The sequence below is a fragment of the Allobosea sp. OK403 genome, assembly GCF_900113835.1.
In the GTDB taxonomy this organism is placed as follows: domain Bacteria; phylum Pseudomonadota; class Alphaproteobacteria; order Rhizobiales; family Beijerinckiaceae; genus Allobosea.
Genome location: NZ_FOQV01000015.1, coordinates 1 through 20,655, shown reverse-complemented (window position 1 = coordinate 20,655; position 20,655 = coordinate 1). Strand labels below are relative to the sequence as shown.

Here is a 20,655-nt window from a genome sequence, read left to right as displayed (position 1 = left end):
TCCCGGTATAATAGCTAACAGGCGAGCCGCGATGTCCGACAGCAATTCGCTCGGCGTCTATCTCAGGAGCCGACGCACGAAGCTCGATCCCGCTTCCTTCGGCTTTGCCGGCGGCCGGCGGCGAACCGCGGGGCTGCGCCGCGAGGAGGTGGCGCAGCGCGCCAATATCAGCGCGACCTGGTACACTTGGCTGGAGCAGGGGCGCGGCGGCAGCCCCTCGGCGGATGTGCTCGACCGGATCGCACGGGCGCTGACGCTGACGGATGTCGAGCGCGAGCATCTGTTCCTTGTCGGCCTCGGTCGTCCGCCTGAGGTCCGTTATCGCGGCAGCGACGCGATCACGCCACGATTGCAGCGCCTGCTCGACGTGCTGACCTACAGCCCTGCGATCGTCAGGACGGCGACCTGGGACGTCGTCGCCTGGAACCGCGCAGCCGCGGCCGTGCTGACCGACTATGGCGCGCTCCCGCCCGATCAACGCAACGTCCTGCGCCTGATCTTCTGTGACCCCCGCGTCCGCGCCGCACAGTCGGAATGGGAAGCCGTGGCCCGCTTCGTCGTGGCTACTTTCCGGATCGATGCCGCACGCGCGGGCGCCGACGCGGAGGTTGCGAAGCTGGTCGACGAGTTGAGCCAGGCGAGCCCTGAATTCGCATCGATGTGGCGCGACAACAATGTCCAGACGCATGGCGACGGCGTGAAGCGCCTGCGTCATCCCCGGCTGGGACCGATCACCCTGGAGTACTCTGCCTTCGCGGTGGATGCGCGGCCGGATCTGAGCCTGATCGTCTACAATCCGGCCACGCCGGCCGATCGGAAGCTCATCGAGTCCCTGGTCGAAGGACTACCAGCAACGCGTTAGGCGACGCACGAGCTTCACTCGCGCGCCGAGACCGCCAGCCTGATCGCCAGCGCGCCGAAGACCGCACCCATCAGCTTCTGCGGCAGGCGCGCGAGATGCGGGCGGCTGGCGATGGCGTGGCCGAGCCGGCTCGCGGTCAGGATCACGATGCCATTCGTGATCAGCCCCATCAGGTTGAGGATCGTTGCCAGAACCATGACCTGAAGCGCGACCGAGCCGGCTTCCGGCTTCAGGAACTGCGGCAGCAAGGCCAGCATGAACAGTGCCATTTTGGGGTTGAGCAGGTTGGTCAGCAGGCCCTGCATGAAGATGCGACGCATCGAGACGGTGTTTGCCGTGGCATCGGGCGCGAAGAGCGGGGTTCTCGAACGCAGGGTCGTCCAGGCGAGCCAGGCGAGATAGGCCGCGCCGACCCAGCGCAGGATGTCGTAGGCGGTCGGAACCAGGATGAAGAGCTGCGACAGCCCGAATGCGGCGGCGAAGGCCTGCAGATAGCTGCCCGCGGCGATGCCGGCATAGGTCAGGAAACCGGCGACGCGGCCCTGGCTCAGGCTGCGCGACGCGATCAGCAGCATGTCGGGCCCAGGCGTCGCGGTCAGCACCGCGCAAGCTGCCGTAAAGAGAACCAGGGTCTGCAGGTCTTGCATCGGTCTCTCCGGAATCAAATGGCGGTGCGCGTGATCATGACGACTGAGCTTTGGGCGGCCAAGCTGCATACAATTGAATATTTCCCTCTCGTTGATGTGGATGAAGCTCTGCGGGCTGTATCGCGCCTTGGCAGCAATGGTATCGTGACACCACGAATCAAGCCATTCGCGCGGGGGTGAGCGGCACATGTCCGACGAGTACGGTGAGAGCGGGCGTCCACCAGTAGGACCGATCCAGTCGCTCAATCGCGTGATGCGGCTCGACGGGTCCGATGGGCTGTCTCATGAGGCCGGTGTCGAGCTCGCCGGCTATGTCAAATGGTTCGACGTCAGCAAGGGCTATGGCTTCGTCGTCCCAGAGGATGGCGGCGCCGACGTGCTCGTCCACGTCACCATCCTGAAGCGCGACGGCTTCAACGCCATTGCCGAGGGTGCGCGCATCGTGCTCGAGGCGATCGAGAAGACGCGCGGCCGGCAGGCGGTGCGGGTTCTGTCGATCGACACCAGCGCCGGGCGCCATCCCGCCGAATTGCCGATGGCGCGCACCAATGTCTCGGTCACGCCGACCAGCGGCCTCGAGCGCATGGTGGTGAAGTGGTTCAACCGTCTGCGCGGCTTCGGCTTCGTCTCGGCGGGCGAGGGCGCACCGGACATCTTCGTCCATATGGAAACGCTGCGGCGTTACGGTCTGGTGGAATTGATCCCGGGCCAGGCCGTGCTGGTGCGCTACGGCCCCGGGCCGAAGGGTCTGATGGCCGCCGAGATCCGGCTGGAGCAGGGCGGCGCGATCAGTTCGCATTGACGCCGAACAGCCGCTTGTCCGGTCAAGCAATCCACGCCGTCATGCTCGCCCTTGTGGCGAGCATCCACGTCTTGAACACTGTCCTCGACAAATGAAGACGTGGATGGTCGGGACAAGCCCGACCATGATGAGGAAGGTCGTTCCCGACGTTTAGAGCGTTGGTTTCACACCGCGAACGAGGTCCCGCACCCACACGAACTCGTCGCGTTCGGGTTGGTGATGCGGAACGACTGCCCCACCAGATCATCGACGAAATCGATCGTGCAGCCTTCGAGCAGATCGAGCGAGGTCTCGTCGATCAGCACGGTTGCGCCATCGCGCTCGATCACGAGGTCGCCCGGCGCTTTTTCCCGGTCGACGTCGAAGATGTACTGGAAGCCGGAACAGCCGCCGCCGGCGACGCTGACGCGCAGCATCGAGCCGGGCGGCTCCTTTTCCATCACGGAGAGAATGCGGCTCGCGGCCTTGCCGGTGACGGCGACACCGCGCGGATTGACCTCGATATCGGTCGACATGGCGAGCTCCTTGGGCAGATGCTCCTTGCACCCGGGTTGCCCACAAAGGTAATTGCCGGCACGCGCCTCTACAAGCAGGGGGCGATGACAGGTCCGCCATGCCGCATCAACAGAGCCTCGAACCCGAGCCCGGCGACCGCTGGCGGGCGATCTATGCCTGCCGCTCGAGCCTCAGTCGGGGTCGTCTGGTCGATGAGCCTAGCTCGCCGACGCGTAGCCAGTTCCAACGCGACCGCGACCGCATCATCCATTCCACGGCCTTCCGGCGCTTGAAGCACAAGACGCAAGTCTTTGTTTCGCATGAGGGAGACCATTATCGCACGCGACTGACGCATACGATCGAGGTGGCGCAGATCGCGCGTGCGCTCGCCCGGGCGCTGGGACTCGATGAGGATCTCGCCGAGGCGCTGGCGCTGGCGCATGATCTCGGCCACACGCCCTTCGGTCATACCGGTGAGGATGCGCTCGACGAATGCATGCGGGAGTTCGGCGGCTTCGACCACAATGCGCAGACGCTGCGAATCGTGACACGATTGGAGCATCGCTATGCCGGCTTCGACGGGCTGAACCTGAGCTGGGAGACGCTGGAGGGGCTGGTCAAGCATAATGGCCCGCTGCTCGATGCCGAGGGCCAGCCGACCGCACGCTATGCGGATACCGGCATTCCTGCCGCGATCCTCGAATACCAGTCAGTGCAGGATCTCTGGCTCGACAGCCACGCCTCGGCGGAGGCGCAGGCCGCCGCGCTCGCCGACGACATCGCCTACAACGCCCATGATCTCGACGACGGCCTGCGCGCCGGGCTGTTCGAGCTTACGGATCTGCGCAAGCTGCCCTTCCTGGCGGAGTTGCTCGACGAGATTGACCGGCTGCATCCCGGCCTCGCCAAGCCGCGCGCCACCAACGAGCTGGTCCGGCGCGTCATCACCCGCTTTGTCGAGGATGTGATCGGGGAATCGCAGATCCGGATCGCGGCGCTGCAGCCGCGGGACGCCGATGCGGTCCGCCGGGCGGGCGCGCCCGTCATCGCATTCTCCGACGCGATCACAACGGCCGACAGCGAGATCAAGGCCTTCCTCTATCCCAATATGTATCGCCATCCGCGCATCGCTGAGATCCGGCGCAGGGCGGCTGATGTGGTGCGCGACCTGTTTTCGCGCTTCCTGGCCGAGCCCAGCGCGATGCCGGCGGAGTGGGGCGAGGGCTGCGAGCGGCTCGATCCGCAGCGCCGGGCACGGCGGATTTCGGACTATATCGCCGGCATGACCGACTGGTATGCGCTCGACGAACACCGCCGCCTGTTTGACGCCACCCCCTCGCTGCGATAGGGCCGGGCGCTTCCCTGCCAGCACGAACCACCGCCAAGAATGACCGCGATGAACCTGTTCGAGACCTATTCCGCCCGCGTCAACGCCGCGCTGGCGCGCTTGTCCGAGCGTGGTGTGCTTCCCGCCGGGCTCAATCTCGGCCGGGTCGTGGTCGAGCCGACCAGGGATGCAGCCCATGGCGACCTTGCGACCAATGCCGCGATGGTGCTGGCCAAGGAGGCGGGCACCAATCCGCGCGCGCTGGCGCAATTGATCTGCGAGGAACTCGCCAGCGACGAAACGATCGTCAAGACCGAGATCGCCGGGCCGGGCTTCATCAACCTGACGCTGCAGCCGGCGATCTTCACCGCGATCCTCAAGAGCGCGGTCGAGGCCGGGCTTGATTACGGCCGGGGCGCGTTCAAGCCCGAGCCGAGGATCAATGTCGAATATGTCTCGGCCAATCCGACCGGGCCGATGCATGTCGGCCATGGCCGCGGTGCGGTCTTCGGTGATTCGCTCGCCAATGTGCTGGCTTTCGCCGGTCACAACGTGGCGCGGGAATATTACATCAACGATGCCGGCGCGCAGGTCGATGTGCTCGCCCGCTCCGCCTTCCTGCGCTACCGCGAGGCGCTGGGCGAGACGATCGGCGAGATCCCCGAGGGCTTGTATCCCGGCGACTATCTCGTCTCCGTCGGGCAGACGCTGGCCAAGGCGCATGGCGACGCCTTGCTGACGAAGCCCGAATCCGAGTGGCTGCCGCTCGTCCGTGCGGTCGCGATCGACGGCATGATGGCGATGATCCGCGACGATCTCGCGGCGCTCGGCGTCGTCCACGACGTCTTCTTCTCCGAGCGCTCGCTGCAGAAGGTCGACGGCAATCTCGACGCGGTGGCCGAGACGATCGCGGATCTGCGCGCCCGCGACCTGATCTATGAGGGCCGCCTACCGCCGCCCAAGGGCCAGAAGGACGAGGATTGGGAGGATCGCGAGCAGACCCTGTTCCGCGCCACCCAGTTCGGCGACGATGTCGACCGGCCGATTTTGAAGTCGGACGGCAGCTACACCTATTTTGCCAACGACATCGCCTATCACCGCTCCAAGTTCACGCGTGGCTTCACCGAGATGATCGACGTCTGGGGCGCCGACCATGGCGGCTACGTCAAGCGCATGCAGGCGGCTGTGAAGGCGGTGACCGGCGGGGCCGGGGCCCTTGACGTCAAGCTCTGCCAGCTCGTCCGGCTGCTGCGCAATGGCGAGCAGGTGCGCATGTCGAAGCGCTCCGGCGATTTCGTCACGCTGCGTGAGGTGATCGACGAGGTCGGCCGCGATGCGGTGCGCTTCATGATGATCTTCCGCAAGAACGACGCGACGCTCGACTTCGATCTCGCCAAGGTCGTCGAGCAGTCGAAGGACAATCCGGTCTTCTATGTCCAGTACGCGCATGCGCGCTGCGCCTCGATCTTCCGGCAGGCGCGCGAGGCCTTTCCCGATCTCGATCTGTTGCCCGCCAAGATGGCTCAAGCGGATCTCGCTATGCTCACCGACGAAGCCGAGATCGGCATCGTCAAGATGATCGCGGCCTATCCCAGGATGATCGAGGGTGCAGCCCTGGCGCATGAGCCGCATCGGGTGGCCTTTTTCGTGCACGAGCTGGCGAGCGCCTTCCACTCGCTTTGGAACAAGGGCAAAGACTCGCCGCAATTACGGTTCGTTAATCAAACTGATCGAAAGTCGACGGAAGCGAGATTGGCGTTCGTGCATGCGGTGCGCAGCGTTCTTGCTTCCGGTCTGGCAGTCGCGGGTGTAGCGGCGCCGGAAGAGATGCGCTGACGGAACCTTCCGGCAGCGCGCACAAGGTCAATTTGACCGCGCGTGAGGTTCGGCGTTCCATTCGTCGCCTCGGCCCGCGCTGGAATGGATCATGCCATGAGTGAGCCCGCTAGAAACCGTTTCGCCCTCGACCTCGAAGATCTCGAGCGTCAGCTTCGCGGCGCGGCCCAGGCGCCCAAGCCCGGCCAAGCCACGGATCCGCTCGCGGAATTGACGCGCATCGTCGGGCAGGACGATCCGCTGAAGGATATCTTCGCCCATCGCGGCCAGCCGGCAGCCGTGCCGCAGCCGGTACAGTCCTGGCAACAGCCGGCGCAGTCCTGGCAGCCGCCGCGGCAGGAGCCCTCCTTCGCGCCCGCTCCGGTTCCGCCGAAGCCCGAGAGCTCTGCTCCTCCGGCGGAGCTGCGCGGTGCGCTTGACGAATTCGAGGCGCTGCTGCGGCGCACCGACGTTGCTCGGCCGGCGACGGCCCCGGCACCCGCGCCTGTTGCTGACGAGCATTACGACGAGCCCGAAGAGCATGACTTCCACCTGCCGGAACCGCAGAGCTATCAGCGGCCTGCTTCGGTGCAGGGCGTGGCTGATGTGCCGCGCGACCTCGATCAGGAGGCCGGCGGCTATTCTTATGCCTATGAGCAGTCCGGCGGCTACAGCCAGCCAGCCATGTCCGAGCCGGCCGAGCGGCCGATGATGGCGGAGGACGATGCGCCCGATCTCGAGCCGCGCCGTTCGCGCAAGGGCCTATGGCTGCTGGCCTCGGTCGCCGTCATCGGCATCGTCGGCGTCGCCGGCGCGTCGTTCTTCCGTTCGTCCAGCCCGGCCAACAAGGACGGATCGCCGCTGGTGATCAACGCCGATCGCGGCCCGACCAAGGTCGAGCCGACCAATCCCGGCGGCACCGAGATTCCCAACCAGAACAAGCAGATCTACGAAAAGGTCGGACAGGCTCCCTCGACCCAGACCCAGGTGGTCAGCCGCGAGGAACAGCCGGTCGACGTCCAGCAGGCAGCGCGGAGCATGCCGGCGCGTGTCGTCCTGCCCGGCCCCGGTTCCTCCGTGGTCACCGGCGGCACTGACACCTCCGGCACGACCAACCCGCTGGCGAACGCTCCTGCCGTGCCCGAGCGCAGCGCGACGCCGGCCGAGCCGGCGTTGATGCCGGGACCTGCCGTTCCGGGTCTGGGCGAGCCGCGCCGCGTGCGCACCGTCGCGATCCGGCCCGACGGCACGCCCGCGCCACCTCCCGGCGCGAACGGCAACGGCAATATCAACGCCGTATCGCCGTCGGTCACGGGTTCGGCCCCCACCAAGCTCACCGCGCCTGCCGCGAGCAATCCGAACGCGACGGCGGCCAACAACCAGCCGCGCCCGCGCCCTGCCACGACGCCCGAAGCCGCGAAAGTGCAGGAACGCGTCGCGACGCCGGCACCCGCGACCACGCCGCCGCTGCGCGTCGCCAGCGCCGCTCCGGCTACGACGAATGCTGCTCCGGCCACGGCCGCGATCCGCGCCGGCACCGGCGATTTCGCGGTGCAGCTCGGCGCGCCCGGCAGCGAGGCGGAAGCGCGCGCTACCTTCTCGGCGCTGCAGCGCAAATATCCCGATCAGCTGGGCGGCCAGGCGCCGATCGTGCGCAAGACCGAACTCGCCGGCGGCAAGACCGTCTACCGCCTGCGCGTCGGCCCCTATTCGCGCGATGACGCCACGGCCATGTGCACGCAACTGCAGACGGCTGGCGGCCAGTGCTTCATCGCCAAGAACTGAGCGAGCAGGAACTGAGCGGGCCAGAGCTGAGCGGGATTCAGCCGTCGCATAACGCCTGACCTAATAAAGAGCCGCCGGCAGCGCCCTATCGCTGCCGGCGGCTTTTCCGTTCGGCCTGCGGCGCATGACACTACCGCATGGTTGGGGTTCAAGCGCGGGCCCAGTGCGGGTAGCGTCGCGGCCCAGCTTGCGCATGTCTTGGCCGGGGTGAGGGCAGGGCGCGAGACAAGAATTCCAAGCGACACAAGAGACCGAGGAAACCCATGGATCGTCGTACATTCGTCAAGGCTGCAGGCACGGGCGCTGCAGTCGGTGGCACAGCCATCGCCGCTCCCGCTATCGCCCAGTCGCAGCCCAAGGTCAGCTGGCGCCTGACCTCGAGCTATCCCAAGAGCCTGGACACGCTCTATGGCCTCAGCACGCAGGTCGCCAAGCGCGTCGGCGAGCTCACCGACAATCAGTTCCAGATCCAGGTCTTCGCACCCGGCGAGATCGTGCCCGGCCTGCAGGCGCTCGACGCCGTCCAGAACGGCACGGTCGAGTGCAGCCATACGCTGTCGAGCTTTTATATCGGCAAGGACCCGGCCTTCGGCTTCGAGACCTCGCTGCCCTTCGGCTTCAATACGCGCCAGCAGAACGCCTGGCTCTACCAGGGCGGCGGGCTCGAACTGTGCCGCGCCTTCATGAAGGGCTATAATTGCTACACGATCCCTTCGGGCAACACCGGCGCCCAGATGGGCGGCTGGTTCCGCAAGGAGATCAAGACGCTCGAAGACCTGAAGGGGCTGAAGTTCCGCATTGCGGGCCTCGGTGGGCGCATCATGGCGCGGCTCGGCGTCGTGCCGCAGCAGATCGCCGGCGGCGACATCTATCCGGCTCTTGAACGCGGTACGCTCGACGCCGTCGAGTTTTCCGGCCCGCTCGACGATGAAAAGCTCGGTTTCCAGCGCGTGGCGAAATACTACTACTATCCGGGGTTCTGGGAGGGCTGCGCCAATGTCAGCTTCATCGCCAACCTCGACAAGTGGAACGATCTGCCGCCAGCCTACAAGGCCGCGCTTGAAGCCGCCTGCTCGGAGGCCAACGCCTTGTGCGTGGCCAAATACGACCATGGCAATCCCGACGCCCTGTTGCGGCTGGCAGCGGCTGGCGCCGAATTGCGCCCCTTCCCGCAGGAGGTGATGCTGGCGGCGTTCAAGGAGGCCTTCGCGCTTTATGGCGAGCTTGCCGCGAGCAACCCGGCCTTCAAGACCTTCTATGATTCGTTCCTGCCCTACTGGAAGAAGGAGCAGCTCTGGTTCCGCATCGCCGAGCTGCCTTTCGACGCCTTCAACGCCCAGATGTCGGCACAGATGCGCTGAGAAGGCCTGCAGGCCGTCATTGCGAGCGTAGCGAAGCAATCCAGGTGTGTTTGCGCCACGTCCCCCGGGGTTGCTTCGTCGCTTGTGCTCCTCGCAATAACGGGCGCGCTTGACCGCGCCCGCGCCGCTTCCTACCCCAGTCACATGACCTCACGCGCCTTCATCGCCGGCTGCCTCGGCACGAGCCTGACCCAGGACGAGCGCGCCTTCTTCCGGGAGGCGCGGCCCTGGGGCTTCATCCTGTTCAAGCGCAACACGCAATCGCCCGAGCAGGTCGCGGCCCTGACGGCGCAGATGCGTGAGACCGTCGGCTGGCACGCGCCGATCCTGATCGACCAGGAGGGCGGCCGGGTCCAGCGCATGGGGCCGCCGCATTGGCCGGCCTACCCGCCGGCGCGAGCGTTCCTGGGTATCAATGATCCCGTGCAGCAGCGTGAAATCGTGCGGCTTTCGGCGCGGTTGATGGCGCATGACCTGAAATCCGTCGGCATCGATGTCGATTGCCTGCCGGTGCTCGACGTTCCCGTCGCCGGCAGCCACGACGTCATCGGCAACCGCGCCTATGCGCATGAGCCCGACATGATCGCGCGGCTCGGCCGGGCGGCGGCCGAGGGGCTGATCGCGGGCGGCGTGCTGCCGGTGATCAAGCACATGCCCGGCCATGGCCGCGCCAAGGCCGACAGCCATCATGACCTGCCGGTGGTCGAGGCCTCGCTGGCGGAATTGCGGGCGAGCGATTTCCGCCCCTTCCGGCATCTCGCCGACATGCCGATGGCGATGACGGCCCATGTCGTCTTCACCGCACTGGACCCGAAACATCCGGCGACAGTGTCGAAGACGATCGTCCGCGAGATCATGCGCGGCGAACTCGGCTTCGACGGTCTGATCATGACCGATGATATTTCGATGAAGGCGCTCGCGGGCGGATTCGCTGAGAAGGCCAAGGCGGCGATCCGCGCCGGCGTCGATGTCGTGCTGCATTGTCACGGCATCATGGAGGAGATGATGGCAATCGCCGGCGCCGTGCCGGAGATGACAGGCGCGCGCGGCCGCCGCGCCGCGATGGCGCTCGCCCGCATCCGGCACGAGCCCGAGCCTCTGGATGTGGATGAAGCGAGGGCGCAGCTTGCAAGCGCGCTTGCCTTGAGCGCCTGAACAGCCGAACCTACCGGTCGGGGTCGACGATCGGGGCAGGCCTAGACCAGATGGCCGCTGAACTGCCATTCGAGGATGAAAAGCCGCGGCGCAACCAGGCTGGCGGCGAGAGCGAACCCGCGCTCCTCGTCGATGTCGACGGCTATGAAGGTCCGCTCGACCTGCTGCTCGATCTGGCGCGGCGCCAAAAGGTCGATCTGCACCGCATCTCGATCCTGGCCCTGGCCGAGCAATATCTCGTCTTCGTCGAGCAGGCGCGGGCACTCAGGCTCGAACTCGCGGCCGATTATCTCGTGATGGCGGCCTGGCTGGCCTATCTCAAATCACGCCTGCTCTTGCCCGAGCCGCCCAAGGGCGAGGAGCCGAGCGCGGCCGACCTCGCCACCGCGCTCGCTTTGCGCCTGCGCCGGCTGGAGGCGATCCGCGAGGCGTCACGCCGGCTCGCCTCGCGCGAATTGCTGGGGCAGGATGTTTTCGCGCGCGGCGCGCCCGAGCCGATCGTGGCGGGCGCGCGCCCGATCTGGGAAGCCGAACTCTACGATCTGCTCTCCGCCTATGCGCAGCAGCGCCAGAGGCGCGTCCAGGGCCATATCTCCGTCGGCCACCGCATCGTCTGGTCGCTGGTCGAGGCGCGCGAGGCCTTGCAGCGTCTCGTCGGCGAGGCGGGCGACTGGACCGCGATCGATCCTTATCTCGCGCGCTACATGACCTCGCATGGCCTGCCGGCGCGCGAGATGACGGCGACCGTCAGGGCCTCGGCGCTGTCGGCAATGCTGGAGATGGTGAAGGAGGGGGCGCTCGATCTGCGCCAGGACGAAGCCTTCGCGCCGCTCTATCTGCGCCGCCGCTCGGCGCGGCCGCCGACTTTGCCGTTGTGAGCGGGCGATGACGGTGGCGATGACCGAGCATTTCGACGAGGAGGATGATGGCGGCGAGGCCGAGGTGCTGGCTCTGGCGACACGCATCGTCGAGGCGCTGCTCTTCGCCTCGGCCATGCCGTTGAGCGCCGAGGAACTGGCGCGCTCGGTGCCGGCCGGCGTCGATGTCGCGCAGGTGCTGGAGCATCTGATCGAGCTCTACGCGCCGCGCGGAGTGAATCTGCGCCTGGTCGCAGGCGGCTTCGCCTTCCGCACTGCGCCCGATCTCGGCTATCTGCTGGCGGCCGAGGCCGAGCCGCCGCGCAAATTGTCGCGGGCTGCACTCGAGGTGCTCTCGATCATCGCCTATCACCAGCCGGTGACGCGGGCCGAGATCGAGGAGATTCGCGGCGTCGCCACCGCCAAGGGCACGCTCGACATCCTGCTGGAGGCAGGCTGGGTGCGACTGCGTGGCCGCCGGCGCTCGCCCGGGCGGCCGGTGACCTATGGCACGACGCCGGGTTTCCTCGACCATTTCGGCCTCGACCGCATCGACGACCTGCCCGGCCTCGACGAGCTCAAGGGCTCGGGCTTCATCGAGGGGCGCCTGACCAAGGACCTCACCGTGCCGATTCCCGACGATGATCCGGATCTGCGCGCCGACGAGGATCCGCTCGGCGACCTCTTCACGCCGCTTGACGACGGCGAAGGGCCGCCGCACACGGCGGATGAGTAGGGCGAGGTTTCTTTCCCACCCGTGCCGTCATTCCGGACAAGCCGCGTCAGCGGCGCAGATCCGGAATCCATCGGAGGGCCAATCCTTTGACGGATCTGGCTCTACGATGGATTCCGGGTCTTCGCGGAGTTTACCCTTGGGCCGATCGAAGATCGGACCCGGGGGCTACGCCCGGAATGACGCAGCGGTTGGTGGACAGGGTGGAGCATCTTTTGGCGTCGAATGAGACCAAGGCGCGCTGGCTGAGCTGGGGCAGGCGAGGGACGGCCGGCGCCGCGATCCCGATGGCTTTGGGATTCGACCGGGTGACGCAGCGCTTCGGCGATGTGACGGCTTTGAGCGAGGTCAGCCTGTCGATCGAGCCTGGCGAGGTCGTGGCCCTGCTTGGCCAGTCGGGCTGCGGCAAGACGACGCTGCTCAGGCTTGCGGCCGGAGTCGAGCGGCCGAGTTCCGGGCGCGTGCTGCTGGAGGGCAGCGATGTGTCCTCGCCGCAAGGCTTCGTCGAGCCGGAGCAGCGCGGCGTCGGGCTGGTCTTCCAGGACTATGCGCTGTTCCCGCATCTGAGCGTGCGCGAGAATGTTCGCTTCGGCCTGCGCGGTTATGACGAGAGATCCGCCGAGGCGACCGCGCTGCGCGCCATCGCCCGCGTCGGTCTTGCCGATCTCAGCGAGGCTTATCCACATATGTTGTCGGGTGGCGAGCAGCAGCGCGTCGCGCTGGCCCGGGCCATAGCGCCGCGCCCCGGCGTGCTCTTGATGGACGAACCCTTCTCCAATCTCGACCGGCGCCTGCGCGATGTGGTGCGCGACGAGACGGCGGCGCTGCTCAAGGAAACCGGGGCGACCTCGATCATCGTGACGCATGATCCCGAGGATGCGATGCGCATCGCCGACCGCATCGTGCTGATGCGCGCAGGCCGGATCGTCCAGATCGGCACGGGCGAACAGCTCTACCGTCAGCCCAACAGCCTCTTTGCTGCCCGATTCTTCTGCGATTTTACCGAGATAGAAGGCCGTGTCCTGCGCGGCGCGGTGGATACGCCGGTGGGGCGCTTTCCGGCGGGCGATCTCGGCGAAGGCGCGCAAGCCGTGGTCTGCATCCGGCCGCAAGCGATCCGATTGACGCCGAAGGGGTTCTGCCTGCCTGGCCGTGTCGTGACGCGGCGCTTCCTTGGCGAGGTCGATCACGTCCTGCTCGCGGTCTCGGGCTTCGACCGGCCGCTGCTCGCGCGGGTCTCGCTCACCGGGAAGGTTCGCGAGGGCGACGATGTTGGCATCGATATTCCGACGGATGAAGTTCTTGTGTTCCCTGCGGGGGACACATAGGTTCCGCCACAAGAAGTTGGCCGAGGCTCAACGCCCGGCCGCACTGTAATTCGGAGGAGTTCGCCATGGGTGGCGTCAGTATCTGGCACTGGATCGTCGTCGGCGTCATCGTGATGCTACTGTTCGGGCGCGGCAAGGTTTCCGAGCTGATGGGCGACGTTGCCAAGGGCATCAAGTCCTTCAAGAAGGGCATGGCCGATGATGACGAGCCGGCCACGCCGCCGAGCGCTGCTCCGGCCGATCCCCGGGTCATCGACCAGGCGACCACGAGCAATCCCGCTGCGGCCAAGGCCGAGCACAAGGCCTGATGGCGCGCCGCTTGCCTCGCGGCGAGCGGTTGAGAGGACGAGCCATCGATGTTCGACATCGCCTGGAGCGAATTGATGCTGATCGGGGCGGTTGCGCTCGTCGTGATCGGCCCGAAAGATCTGCCCAAAGCCATGCGCACTGTCGGCCAGGTGGTCGGCAAGGTGCGCCGCATGGCCAGCGAGTTCCAGGGCCAGTTCAATGACGCGATGCGCGAGGCCGAGCTGCACGACCTGAAGAAGCAGGTCGAGGATGTCGGCGGCTCCGTGTCTTCAGCCATGAACTCCGACTACAAACCCATCGAGATGCCCAGCGAGCCCGCCTCGACGGGCCTCGCCGACGCGCAGATCAAAGAGGCCGAGGCCAAGCTCGCGGCGCTGCCGGCGCCTGAGCCCTTGCCGCCCGTCGAGATCGCGCCCGCGCCGATCGCGGAGGCTGCAACCGAAGAGAAGCCAAAGCGCAAGCGTGCGCCCAAGGTGGAGCCCGAGGTCGTGGCGGCGGAGCCTGCCAAGGCCGCCCCGCGCAAGCGCAAGGCCAAAGTCAGCGAACCCGAAGACGGGAGCGCAGCATGAGCGTCGTCAATGCGAAGGACGGCGAGGACGAGATCGAGGCCTCGCGCGCGCCGCTGATCGACCATTTGATCGAGCTCAGGGCTCGGCTGATCAAGTCGCTGATCGCTTTCCTGCTGATGTTCTTCATCTGCTTTGCGGTTTCGACGCAGATCTACAATATCCTGGTGCAGCCCTATGTCTGGGCGGCCGGGAGCACCGCGAACGCGCAGTTGATCTATACCGGCCCGCTCGAACTGCTCTTCACCCATATCAAGGTGGCAGCATTCGGGGCCGGCTTCTTCGCCTTTCCGGTGATCGCGACGCAGGTCTATAAATTCGTCGCGCCGGGCCTCTATAAGAATGAGAAGGCGGCGTTCGCGCCCTATCTCGTGGCGACGCCGGTGTTCTTCACGCTTGGCGCCGCGCTGGTCTTCTTCTTCGCCATGCCGGTGCTGATGAAGTTCTCGCTGGGCATGCAGCAGGCCGCGACCGAGACCCAGGCCGGCATCGCGCTCCTGCCCAAGGTCAGCGAATATCTCTCGCTGATCATGACGCTGATCTTCGCCTTCGGCGTCGCCTTCCAATTGCCGGTGGTGCTGACGCTGCTCGGGCAGGCGGGGATCATCGATTCGCAGTTCCTCAAGGACAAGCGCCGCTACGCCATCGTCTTCGTCTTCGTCATTGCCGCCGTGCTGACGCCGCCGGACGTGATCTCCCAGCTGATGCTCGCCGTACCGATGCTGCTGCTCTACGAGCTTTCGGTGTTCTCGGTGCGCTATGTCGAGAAGAAGCGGGCAGCTAAGAAGGCTGAGGAAGAGAAGGCAGCGGAGTGATCCTCTGCTGTCTCGCTTGCTTGCTGTGACCTGTCATTTTTCCGCGCCGTCATCCCGGACAAGCCGCGTAGCGGTGCAGTTCCGGGATCCATCATAGGGCAAGACGGCGCTCTATGATGGATCCCGGCGCTCCGGCCGGGATGACGGGGGGTGTGGCAGGCGATGTGGGTCTACATCATGGCCAGCGGCTGGAACGGCACGCTCTATGTCGGTGTGACCAACAGCCTGAGCCGGCGGATCGCTGAGCATCGCGAAGGCCGAGGCTCAGAATTCGCCCGCAAGTATGGCGCGACCCATCTTGTCTACGCTGAACGCTTCGCGCGCGCCGATGAGGCCATCGCGCAGGAAAAGCTCATGAAACGCTGGCGGCGGGCGCGAAAGGTCGCGCTGATCGAGGCCGCCAATCCCGACTGGCGCGACCTCTACGGCACGATCCATCTCGATTGACCTTGCGAAGGCCGTCTGTTCCACCCGCGACGTCATCCTGGGCGACCGTAGGTCGTCCCGGGATCCATCGTAGAGTGCAGTGCCCTCCGATGGATCCCGGATCTGCGCCGCTTCGCGGCTTGTCCAGGATGACGGTGAGGTTCCACGGCAAGTTCTGTGTGATCGAAGTGGTTCCATCGCTCGCCATCCCGGTCTAGAGCATTTCTCGCTGCATTCCGCAGCGGCGGCATGGCCTGAGACCGATGTACGATATCAAATGGATTCGCGAGAACGCCGAGGCGTTCGATACCGGCTTGAAGCGGCGGGGGCTCGAGCCGCTGTCGTCGTCGCTGCTCGCACTTGACGATACCCGCCGCTCGGCCATCGCCAAGGCGCAAAGTTCGCAGGAACGCCGCAACGCCCTCTCCAAGGAGATCGGCAAAGCGATGGGTGCCAAGGATGTCGCACTCGCCGACAGCCTGAAGGCTGAGGTCGCGGCCTTGAAGGAATTGCAGCCGGCGCTGGAAGCGCAGGAGAAGGCGGCGGTCGAGGCGCTGAACGAGCAACTGGCCGCGATCCCGAACCTGCCCCATGAGGAGGTGCCCGAAGGCGCCGACGAGCATGGCAATGTCGTGAAATCGGTGCATGGCGAGGCGCCCGAGAGAACCGGCGGCCGCCTCTTCGGCTTCAACCAGCTCAAGGAGCATTACGAGCTCGGCGAAGCACTGGGCCAGATGGATTTCGAGACGGCGGCGAAGCTCTCGGGCTCGCGTTTCGTCGTGCTGAATCAGCGGCTTGCGAGGCTCAACCGGGCGATCGGGCAGTTCATGCTCGACACGCATACGGAGCTGCACGGCTATACCGAGGTCAATCCGCCATTGATGGTGCGGGACGATGCGATGTTCGGTACGGCGCAACTGCCAAAGTTTCGTGACGATCAGTTCAGGGCGGGCGAGGATCACTGGCTCATCCCCACAGCCGAAGTTCCGCTCACCAACCTCGTGCGCGAATCGATCCTCTCCGAGGAAGAGCTGCCGCGCCGCTACACCGCGCTGACGCCCTGCTTCCGGTCGGAGGCCGGCTCGGCCGGGCGCGATACGCGCGGCATGCTGCGCCAGCACCAGTTCGAGAAGGTCGAACTGGTCTCGATCACCACGCCCGAAAAATCGCGCGAGGAGCATGAGCGCATGCTGGCCTGCGCCGAGGCCGTGCTGAAGAAGCTCGACCTGCATTATCGCGTGATGACGCTCTGCACCGGCGATATGGGCTTTGCCTCGCAGAAGACTTACGACATCGAGGTCTGGCTGCCGGGACAGAAGACCTATCGCGAGATCTCCTCCTGCTCGGTCTGCGGCGATTTCCAGGCGCGGCGGATGAATGCGCGCTACCGTTCGGGCGAGGGCGGTGCGCCGCGCTTCGTCCACACGCTCAACGGCTCGGGCACGGCGGTCGGCCGGGCGCTGATCGCGGTGATGGAGAACTACCAGAACGCCGACGGTTCGATCACGGTGCCGGAGGTTCTGGTGCCCTATATGCGCGGCGTGACGCGGATCGAGAAGGCGTGATGCTCGCGCTGGCAGGATTGGACGCGGGGAACCCTCTCCCGGAGGGAGAGGGCAGGGTGAGGGGTCGGCCGGTTGACGCTTTGGCCGTGACCTCACCGCAGCCCGCCGTGAGCTTGGCGTTCGACTGGTCCAGGGGCCTACACCTCACCCCTGCCCCTCTCACTGAACCCGGGTATACCCGGGTTCAGCACTCAGAGTGTCGAAGTCGGGTATACCCGACTTCGATGCAGGAGAGGGGTTCCCCGCGCGCTTCGCCCAACAGCCTCGCGCTTCCATGAAAGACTCCTGACCCATGCGCATTCTCGTCACCAATGATGACGGCATCCATGCCGAGGGGCTGGCCGTGCTGGAGGCGATTGCCGCTCAGCTCTCCGACGATGTCTGGGTTGTCGCACCCGAGACCGACCAGTCGGGCGTGGCGCATTCGCTGTCGCTCAGCAATCCGCTGCGCCTGCGCCAGATCGACAAGCGCCGCTACGCGGTCGCCGGCACGCCGACCGACTGCGTCATCATGGCGGCGCGCTCGATCATGATCGAGCAGCGGCCCGATCTCGTGCTGTCGGGCGTCAATCGCGGCCAGAACGTCGCCGAGGACGTCACCTATTCCGGCACGATCGCGGCCGCGATGGAGGGCACGCTGCTCGGCATTCCCTCGATCGCCGTCAGTCAGGCCTATGGGCCGGCCGGCCGCGACCAGATCCATTGGGACTGCGCCAAGCACCATGCGCCCGGCATCATCCGGCGCCTGCTGGACGAGGGCATCCCGAAGGACGTGCTGTTCAACCTCAACTTCCCCAATGTCCCCCCGAGCGAGGTCGCCGGTGTCGCGGTCACGGTGCAGGGCCGGCGCGACCAGGAATTGATGAAGCTGGAGCCGCGCCAGGACGGGCGCGGCAACCCGTATTTCTGGATCGCCTTCCAGCGCAGCAAATCCGAACCCGCCAACGGCACCGATCTGCGCGCGCTGTTCGAGAAGAAGATCTCGCTGACGCCGCTGGAGCTCGACCTGACGCATGAGCCGACGCTGACCCGCTTCGCGCAGGTGTTCGCTTGAGCAAAATGCTGTGGCGACCTCTCCCGTCATGGTCGGGCAGGTTTCGACGGAGACCGACTTATGTCGGTCATCCGTCATGGTCGGGCTTGTCCCGACCATCCACGCCTTCATTGATCGAAGGGCGTGGTCAAGACGTGGATGCTCGCCACAAGGGCGAGCATGACGGCCTGAGCATTCCTCCGTTACTCATCTCCTGAGCCATGACGGACGGCGAGGGCGCAGAGATGACCGAGGGGGCGGCCGCCAGCGAGGGCGAGCGCACTGTCGCCTTCCTTTTGTCGCTGCGGGCGCAGGGCGTGCGCGATCTCACCGTGCTGCGCGCCATGGAGAGAGTGCCGCGCGAGCGTTTCGCGCCGTCGCGCTTTGCCGATCTGGCGCGCCAGGACGTCTCGGTGCCGCTGCCCTGCGGACAGACCATGACGGCGCCGCACACGGTCGCCGCGCTCCTGACCGCGCTCGAGATGCAGCCTTCGGCCCGCGTGCTCGAGGTCGGCACCGGCTCCGGCTATGTCTCGGCGCTGCTGGCTGCGATGGGTGGCGAGGTCGTCTCGCTGGAGCGCTACCGTACGCTGGCGCTGGCCGCGCATGAGCGCCTCAGCGGCAATGGCTATGGCCAGTCGGTCGATCTGCGCCATGCCGACGGCTTCCAGCCGGACCGGACGCTCGGCCGCTTCGACCGGATCCTGGTCAATGGCGTCGCCCATGCCATGCCCGAGGCGCTCTTGATGCGGCTTTCGCCGGGTGGACGGCTTGTTGGGGCCCTGCGCGTCGATGGCATCGCGCGCCGGGTCGTGGTGACGAAGGCTGCCGATGGCAGCTTCGACCACGCCATGGGGCCGGTGGTGCGCCTGCCGCCGCTCGCGCCGGGCCTGGCGCGAGCTCTCTAAGTCTTACTCCAGCGCGATCTCTTTTTGCGAACCGGTACCCGCTTCGCTCGAAGACGCCTGAGAGCCGCACAGAAAATGAAGCGGGCGGGAGAGGGCGAAACGCTTTCGTAACCTGAACGGGGCTTTAATGCTCCCCATCGAGTTGCGTTGTTCACGAGTGCCAGTCCATGCGTATTCAAGTCGGATCGGTCCAGCCCAGCGTCGTCCTTCGCGTGTCGACGGTCTGCCTGCTTGCCCTGGGCGTCAGCGCCTGTTCCTCGGAGACGATGCGCTTCAGTGATGCGCCCTTCTCCAGCCCCTTCAAGAGCGCTCAGGCGGCCCCGCCGATGCGCGATCCTGCGACCACGGGCTCGATCGGCCGCGTCGCCAGCACGCCGCTGAACCCGCCATCCGCGCCGGCCATGGCCTCGGTCCGCTCGCAGCCGCTGCCGCCCCCGCAATCGGCCGTGGCGCTGCGCAATTCGGCTCCGTCTCCCACAGGCGGCAGCGCCTCAGGCTGGTCCGCGCAGGGTGGCACGCCGATCGTCGTCGCCCAGGGCGAGACGCTCGACATGATCTCCTCGCGTTATGGCGTGCCGCGTGCCGCGCTGATCTCCGCGAACGGGCTTTCGGGCCCCACGATCGCGCCGGGCTCGCGCCTGACCATTCCCGTCTATAACGCCAATGCAGGCTCAGTCCCGGCCGTGCGGCAGCAATTCGCCCAGAGCGCGCAGGTTCAAAGCGACGCCCGGCCCGAGCCTGCCCGCAACCTCGCGCCGCCGACCGCGCCGCCGACAGCTCCTGCGGCCCGCATCGCGGCTCCCGCCATGCCGGCCAGCGCGCCCGCCCGGGCCAAGGCTGTCGCCGAAGCCAAGGCGAGCGCTGCGGCCGAATCCAAAGCCACCGAGGCCGCCCAGGCCAAGAGCAAAGCCGCAACTGACGCGCAGGCGATGCGCGAATCGCGTGCCAAATTCGCAGCCGAAGCCAAGGCGAAGGCCGAGGCGCGCAAGACGCCCGTCGCGGCGGTTCCTGTCGCGCCCGTCGCCAACGTGCCTGCTGCCAAGCCGGTCGTCGCCGAGGTGAAGAAGCCTGCGCCCGAGAAGGCGAAGCCGGTGGTGGTCGCTAGCGCGCCTGCCGTCGAGCCCAAGGTCACGGCCGTGCCGAAGGCCGCGCCGGAGCCCGTCGTCACAGCGAGCCTGCCCAAGCAGGCCGCCGAGGAGGATGCATCCGACAAGGCCGATTTCCGCTGGCCGGCACGCGGCCGTGTCATCAGCGGCTATAGCGGCAAGGGCGGCAATGAGGGCATCAACATCGCCGTGCCGGAAGGCACGCCGGTGAAGGCGGCCGAGGGCGGCACCGTCGCCTATGCCGGTAGCGAGCTCAAGGGCTACGGCAATCTGGTGCTGATCCGCCACCCCAACGGCTATGTCTCGGCCTATGCCCATAACGGCGATCTGAAGGTCAAGCGTGGCGACACGGTCAAGCGCGGCCAGGTCGTCGCCAATTCCGGCCAGTCCGGCAACGTTTCCTCGCCGCAGCTGCATTTCGAGCTGCGCAAGGGCTCCTCGCCGGTCGACCCGACGCCTTACCTGACCAACTGAGCGACTTCGGAATTCGAGATCCTGGAAATTCGATCGGTACCCGCGAGACCCCACCGATCGGAACAAGGCGGGGCGGTCCCAGGAAAGGCCGCCCCGCTATTGCTTTGTCTATTCCATCCCAATCGAATTCAACCGCGCGTCATTCCGGGCGCAGCGAAGCGGAGACCCGGAATCCATCGTAGGGCGCGGTCGAACTCTATGATGGATTCCTGTGTGTTTGATTGGTGTTATGATTGGTGCGGGCGGGAAGCCGTTGGATTCCCGGTGGCAAACACCGCGTTCCGGC

Annotated in this window: 20 protein-coding genes; 18 read left to right on the top strand and 2 right to left on the bottom strand. The window is 66.4% G+C overall.

Translation table 11 applies throughout. The features are described from left to right. Window positions 1–31: 31 nt before the first annotated feature. Window positions 32–862, top strand: a complete 831-nt coding sequence (locus BMZ97_RS27960; RefSeq protein WP_092177665.1) for a helix-turn-helix transcriptional regulator — start codon at window positions 32–34, stop codon at window positions 860–862. 14 nt (window positions 863–876) lie between these two features. Here BMZ97_RS27960 and BMZ97_RS27955 read toward each other — a convergent pair whose 3' ends face one another. Next, on the bottom strand, window positions 877–1,509 hold the full coding sequence (locus BMZ97_RS27955; protein ID WP_092177663.1) for a LysE family translocator: 633 nt from the start codon (window positions 1,507–1,509) through the stop codon (window positions 877–879). A 253-nt stretch (window positions 1,510–1,762) separates the two neighbouring features. Between BMZ97_RS27955 and BMZ97_RS27950 the strand changes: the two genes are divergently transcribed. Next, the gene (locus BMZ97_RS27950; protein WP_244546647.1) at window positions 1,763–2,311 is read left to right on the top strand and encodes a cold-shock protein; all 549 of its coding nucleotides are present in this window, start codon (window positions 1,763–1,765) and stop codon (window positions 2,309–2,311) included. Between the two features lie 164 nt (window positions 2,312–2,475). Here BMZ97_RS27950 and BMZ97_RS27945 read toward each other — a convergent pair whose 3' ends face one another. Continuing rightward, a complete protein-coding gene (locus BMZ97_RS27945; protein WP_092177659.1) occupies window positions 2,476–2,826 on the bottom strand; it encodes a HesB/IscA family protein in 351 nt (116 codons plus the stop codon). A 98-nt stretch (window positions 2,827–2,924) separates the two neighbouring features. Between BMZ97_RS27945 and BMZ97_RS27940 the strand changes: the two genes are divergently transcribed. The 16 genes from BMZ97_RS27940 to BMZ97_RS27865 all read left to right on the top strand — a co-directional run bounded on the left by BMZ97_RS27940 (window position 2,925) and on the right by BMZ97_RS27865 (window position 20,369). Next, window positions 2,925–4,154 carry a deoxyguanosinetriphosphate triphosphohydrolase gene (locus BMZ97_RS27940; protein ID WP_092177657.1) on the top strand — a complete coding sequence of 410 codons (1,230 nt, stop codon included), beginning with the start codon at window positions 2,925–2,927 and terminating at the stop codon, window positions 4,152–4,154. Window positions 4,155–4,202: 48 nt separating this feature from the next. Continuing rightward, window positions 4,203–5,969 (top strand): arginine--tRNA ligase, encoded by a 1,767-nt coding sequence (argS, locus tag BMZ97_RS27935; protein WP_092177822.1) that lies wholly within the window; start codon window positions 4,203–4,205, stop codon window positions 5,967–5,969. Between the two features lie 96 nt (window positions 5,970–6,065). Then, the gene (locus tag BMZ97_RS27930; RefSeq protein WP_139221364.1) at window positions 6,066–7,733 is read left to right on the top strand and encodes an SPOR domain-containing protein; all 1,668 of its coding nucleotides are present in this window, start codon (window positions 6,066–6,068) and stop codon (window positions 7,731–7,733) included. Window positions 7,734–7,996: 263 nt separating this feature from the next. Continuing rightward, window positions 7,997–9,094 (top strand): TRAP transporter substrate-binding protein, encoded by a 1,098-nt coding sequence (locus BMZ97_RS27925; RefSeq protein WP_092177653.1) that lies wholly within the window; start codon window positions 7,997–7,999, stop codon window positions 9,092–9,094. A gap of 144 nt (window positions 9,095–9,238) precedes the next feature. After that, a complete protein-coding gene (gene nagZ / locus BMZ97_RS27920) occupies window positions 9,239–10,249 on the top strand; it encodes a beta-N-acetylhexosaminidase (RefSeq protein ID WP_092177651.1) in 1,011 nt (336 codons plus the stop codon). Between the two features lie 50 nt (window positions 10,250–10,299). Next, window positions 10,300–11,127, top strand: coding sequence for a segregation and condensation protein A (locus BMZ97_RS27915; protein WP_092177649.1), 828 nt, complete (start codon window positions 10,300–10,302; stop codon window positions 11,125–11,127). 7 nt (window positions 11,128–11,134) lie between these two features. Beyond that, window positions 11,135–11,842: an SMC-Scp complex subunit ScpB gene (scpB, locus tag BMZ97_RS27910; protein WP_092177647.1), complete on the top strand. Its 708-nt coding sequence runs from the start codon at window positions 11,135–11,137 to the stop codon at window positions 11,840–11,842. A gap of 212 nt (window positions 11,843–12,054) precedes the next feature. After that, window positions 12,055–13,167: an ABC transporter ATP-binding protein gene (locus BMZ97_RS27905; RefSeq protein ID WP_244546638.1), complete on the top strand. Its 1,113-nt coding sequence runs from the start codon at window positions 12,055–12,057 to the stop codon at window positions 13,165–13,167. Window positions 13,168–13,232: 65 nt separating this feature from the next. Continuing rightward, complete coding sequence (locus BMZ97_RS27900) at window positions 13,233–13,475, top strand: twin-arginine translocase TatA/TatE family subunit (RefSeq protein ID WP_092177643.1); 243 nt, start codon at window positions 13,233–13,235, stop codon at window positions 13,473–13,475. A gap of 48 nt (window positions 13,476–13,523) precedes the next feature. Then, the gene (gene tatB, locus BMZ97_RS27895) at window positions 13,524–14,045 is read left to right on the top strand and encodes a Sec-independent protein translocase protein TatB (RefSeq protein ID WP_092177641.1); all 522 of its coding nucleotides are present in this window, start codon (window positions 13,524–13,526) and stop codon (window positions 14,043–14,045) included. Further along, window positions 14,042–14,857, top strand: a complete 816-nt coding sequence (gene tatC / locus BMZ97_RS27890) for a twin-arginine translocase subunit TatC (RefSeq protein ID WP_092177639.1) — start codon at window positions 14,042–14,044, stop codon at window positions 14,855–14,857. Before tatB ends, tatC begins: the two co-directional genes overlap by 4 nt. A gap of 162 nt (window positions 14,858–15,019) precedes the next feature. Beyond that, a complete protein-coding gene (locus BMZ97_RS27885) occupies window positions 15,020–15,304 on the top strand; it encodes a GIY-YIG nuclease family protein (RefSeq protein WP_092177637.1) in 285 nt (94 codons plus the stop codon). Window positions 15,305–15,546: 242 nt separating this feature from the next. Further along, window positions 15,547–16,848 (top strand): serine--tRNA ligase, encoded by a 1,302-nt coding sequence (serS, locus tag BMZ97_RS27880; RefSeq protein WP_092177635.1) that lies wholly within the window; start codon window positions 15,547–15,549, stop codon window positions 16,846–16,848. Between the two features lie 292 nt (window positions 16,849–17,140). Continuing rightward, complete coding sequence (surE, locus tag BMZ97_RS27875) at window positions 17,141–17,902, top strand: 5'/3'-nucleotidase SurE (protein WP_092177633.1); 762 nt, start codon at window positions 17,141–17,143, stop codon at window positions 17,900–17,902. 224 nt (window positions 17,903–18,126) lie between these two features. Beyond that, window positions 18,127–18,789: a protein-L-isoaspartate O-methyltransferase family protein gene (locus BMZ97_RS27870; protein WP_092177820.1), complete on the top strand. Its 663-nt coding sequence runs from the start codon at window positions 18,127–18,129 to the stop codon at window positions 18,787–18,789. 167 nt (window positions 18,790–18,956) lie between these two features. Further along, window positions 18,957–20,369: a peptidoglycan DD-metalloendopeptidase family protein gene (locus BMZ97_RS27865; protein WP_244546637.1), complete on the top strand. Its 1,413-nt coding sequence runs from the start codon at window positions 18,957–18,959 to the stop codon at window positions 20,367–20,369. Window positions 20,370–20,655: the final 286 nt, after the last annotated feature.

What these genes read in the sequence shown, in the direction of transcription:
- BMZ97_RS27940 (WP_092177657.1), top strand. Translation starts at nt 2,925, where the DNA reads ATGCCGCATCAACAGAGCCTCGAACCCGAGCCCGGCGACCGCTGGCGG.
- BMZ97_RS27865 (WP_244546637.1), top strand. Translation starts at nt 18,957, where the DNA reads ATGCGTATTCAAGTCGGATCGGTCCAGCCCAGCGTCGTCCTTCGCGTG.
- scpB (WP_092177647.1), top strand. Translation starts at nt 11,135, where the DNA reads ATGACGGTGGCGATGACCGAGCATTTCGACGAGGAGGATGATGGCGGC.
- tatB (WP_092177641.1), top strand. Translation starts at nt 13,524, where the DNA reads ATGTTCGACATCGCCTGGAGCGAATTGATGCTGATCGGGGCGGTTGCG.
- BMZ97_RS27915 (WP_092177649.1), top strand. Translation starts at nt 10,300, where the DNA reads ATGGCCGCTGAACTGCCATTCGAGGATGAAAAGCCGCGGCGCAACCAG.
- BMZ97_RS27945 (WP_092177659.1), bottom strand. Translation starts at nt 2,826, where the DNA reads ATGTCGACCGATATCGAGGTCAATCCGCGCGGTGTCGCCGTCACCGGC.
- BMZ97_RS27925 (WP_092177653.1), top strand. Translation starts at nt 7,997, where the DNA reads ATGGATCGTCGTACATTCGTCAAGGCTGCAGGCACGGGCGCTGCAGTC.
- serS (WP_092177635.1), top strand. Translation starts at nt 15,547, where the DNA reads ATGTACGATATCAAATGGATTCGCGAGAACGCCGAGGCGTTCGATACC.
- BMZ97_RS27950 (WP_244546647.1), top strand. Translation starts at nt 1,763, where the DNA reads ATGCGGCTCGACGGGTCCGATGGGCTGTCTCATGAGGCCGGTGTCGAG.
- BMZ97_RS27900 (WP_092177643.1), top strand. Translation starts at nt 13,233, where the DNA reads ATGGGTGGCGTCAGTATCTGGCACTGGATCGTCGTCGGCGTCATCGTG.
- BMZ97_RS27960 (WP_092177665.1), top strand. Translation starts at nt 32, where the DNA reads ATGTCCGACAGCAATTCGCTCGGCGTCTATCTCAGGAGCCGACGCACG.
- argS (WP_092177822.1), top strand. Translation starts at nt 4,203, where the DNA reads ATGAACCTGTTCGAGACCTATTCCGCCCGCGTCAACGCCGCGCTGGCG.
- BMZ97_RS27955 (WP_092177663.1), bottom strand. Translation starts at nt 1,509, where the DNA reads ATGCAAGACCTGCAGACCCTGGTTCTCTTTACGGCAGCTTGCGCGGTG.
- surE (WP_092177633.1), top strand. Translation starts at nt 17,141, where the DNA reads ATGCGCATTCTCGTCACCAATGATGACGGCATCCATGCCGAGGGGCTG.
- tatC (WP_092177639.1), top strand. Translation starts at nt 14,042, where the DNA reads ATGAGCGTCGTCAATGCGAAGGACGGCGAGGACGAGATCGAGGCCTCG.
- BMZ97_RS27930 (WP_139221364.1), top strand. Translation starts at nt 6,066, where the DNA reads ATGAGTGAGCCCGCTAGAAACCGTTTCGCCCTCGACCTCGAAGATCTC.
- BMZ97_RS27870 (WP_092177820.1), top strand. Translation starts at nt 18,127, where the DNA reads ATGACCGAGGGGGCGGCCGCCAGCGAGGGCGAGCGCACTGTCGCCTTC.
- nagZ (WP_092177651.1), top strand. Translation starts at nt 9,239, where the DNA reads ATGACCTCACGCGCCTTCATCGCCGGCTGCCTCGGCACGAGCCTGACC.
- BMZ97_RS27885 (WP_092177637.1), top strand. Translation starts at nt 15,020, where the DNA reads ATGTGGGTCTACATCATGGCCAGCGGCTGGAACGGCACGCTCTATGTC.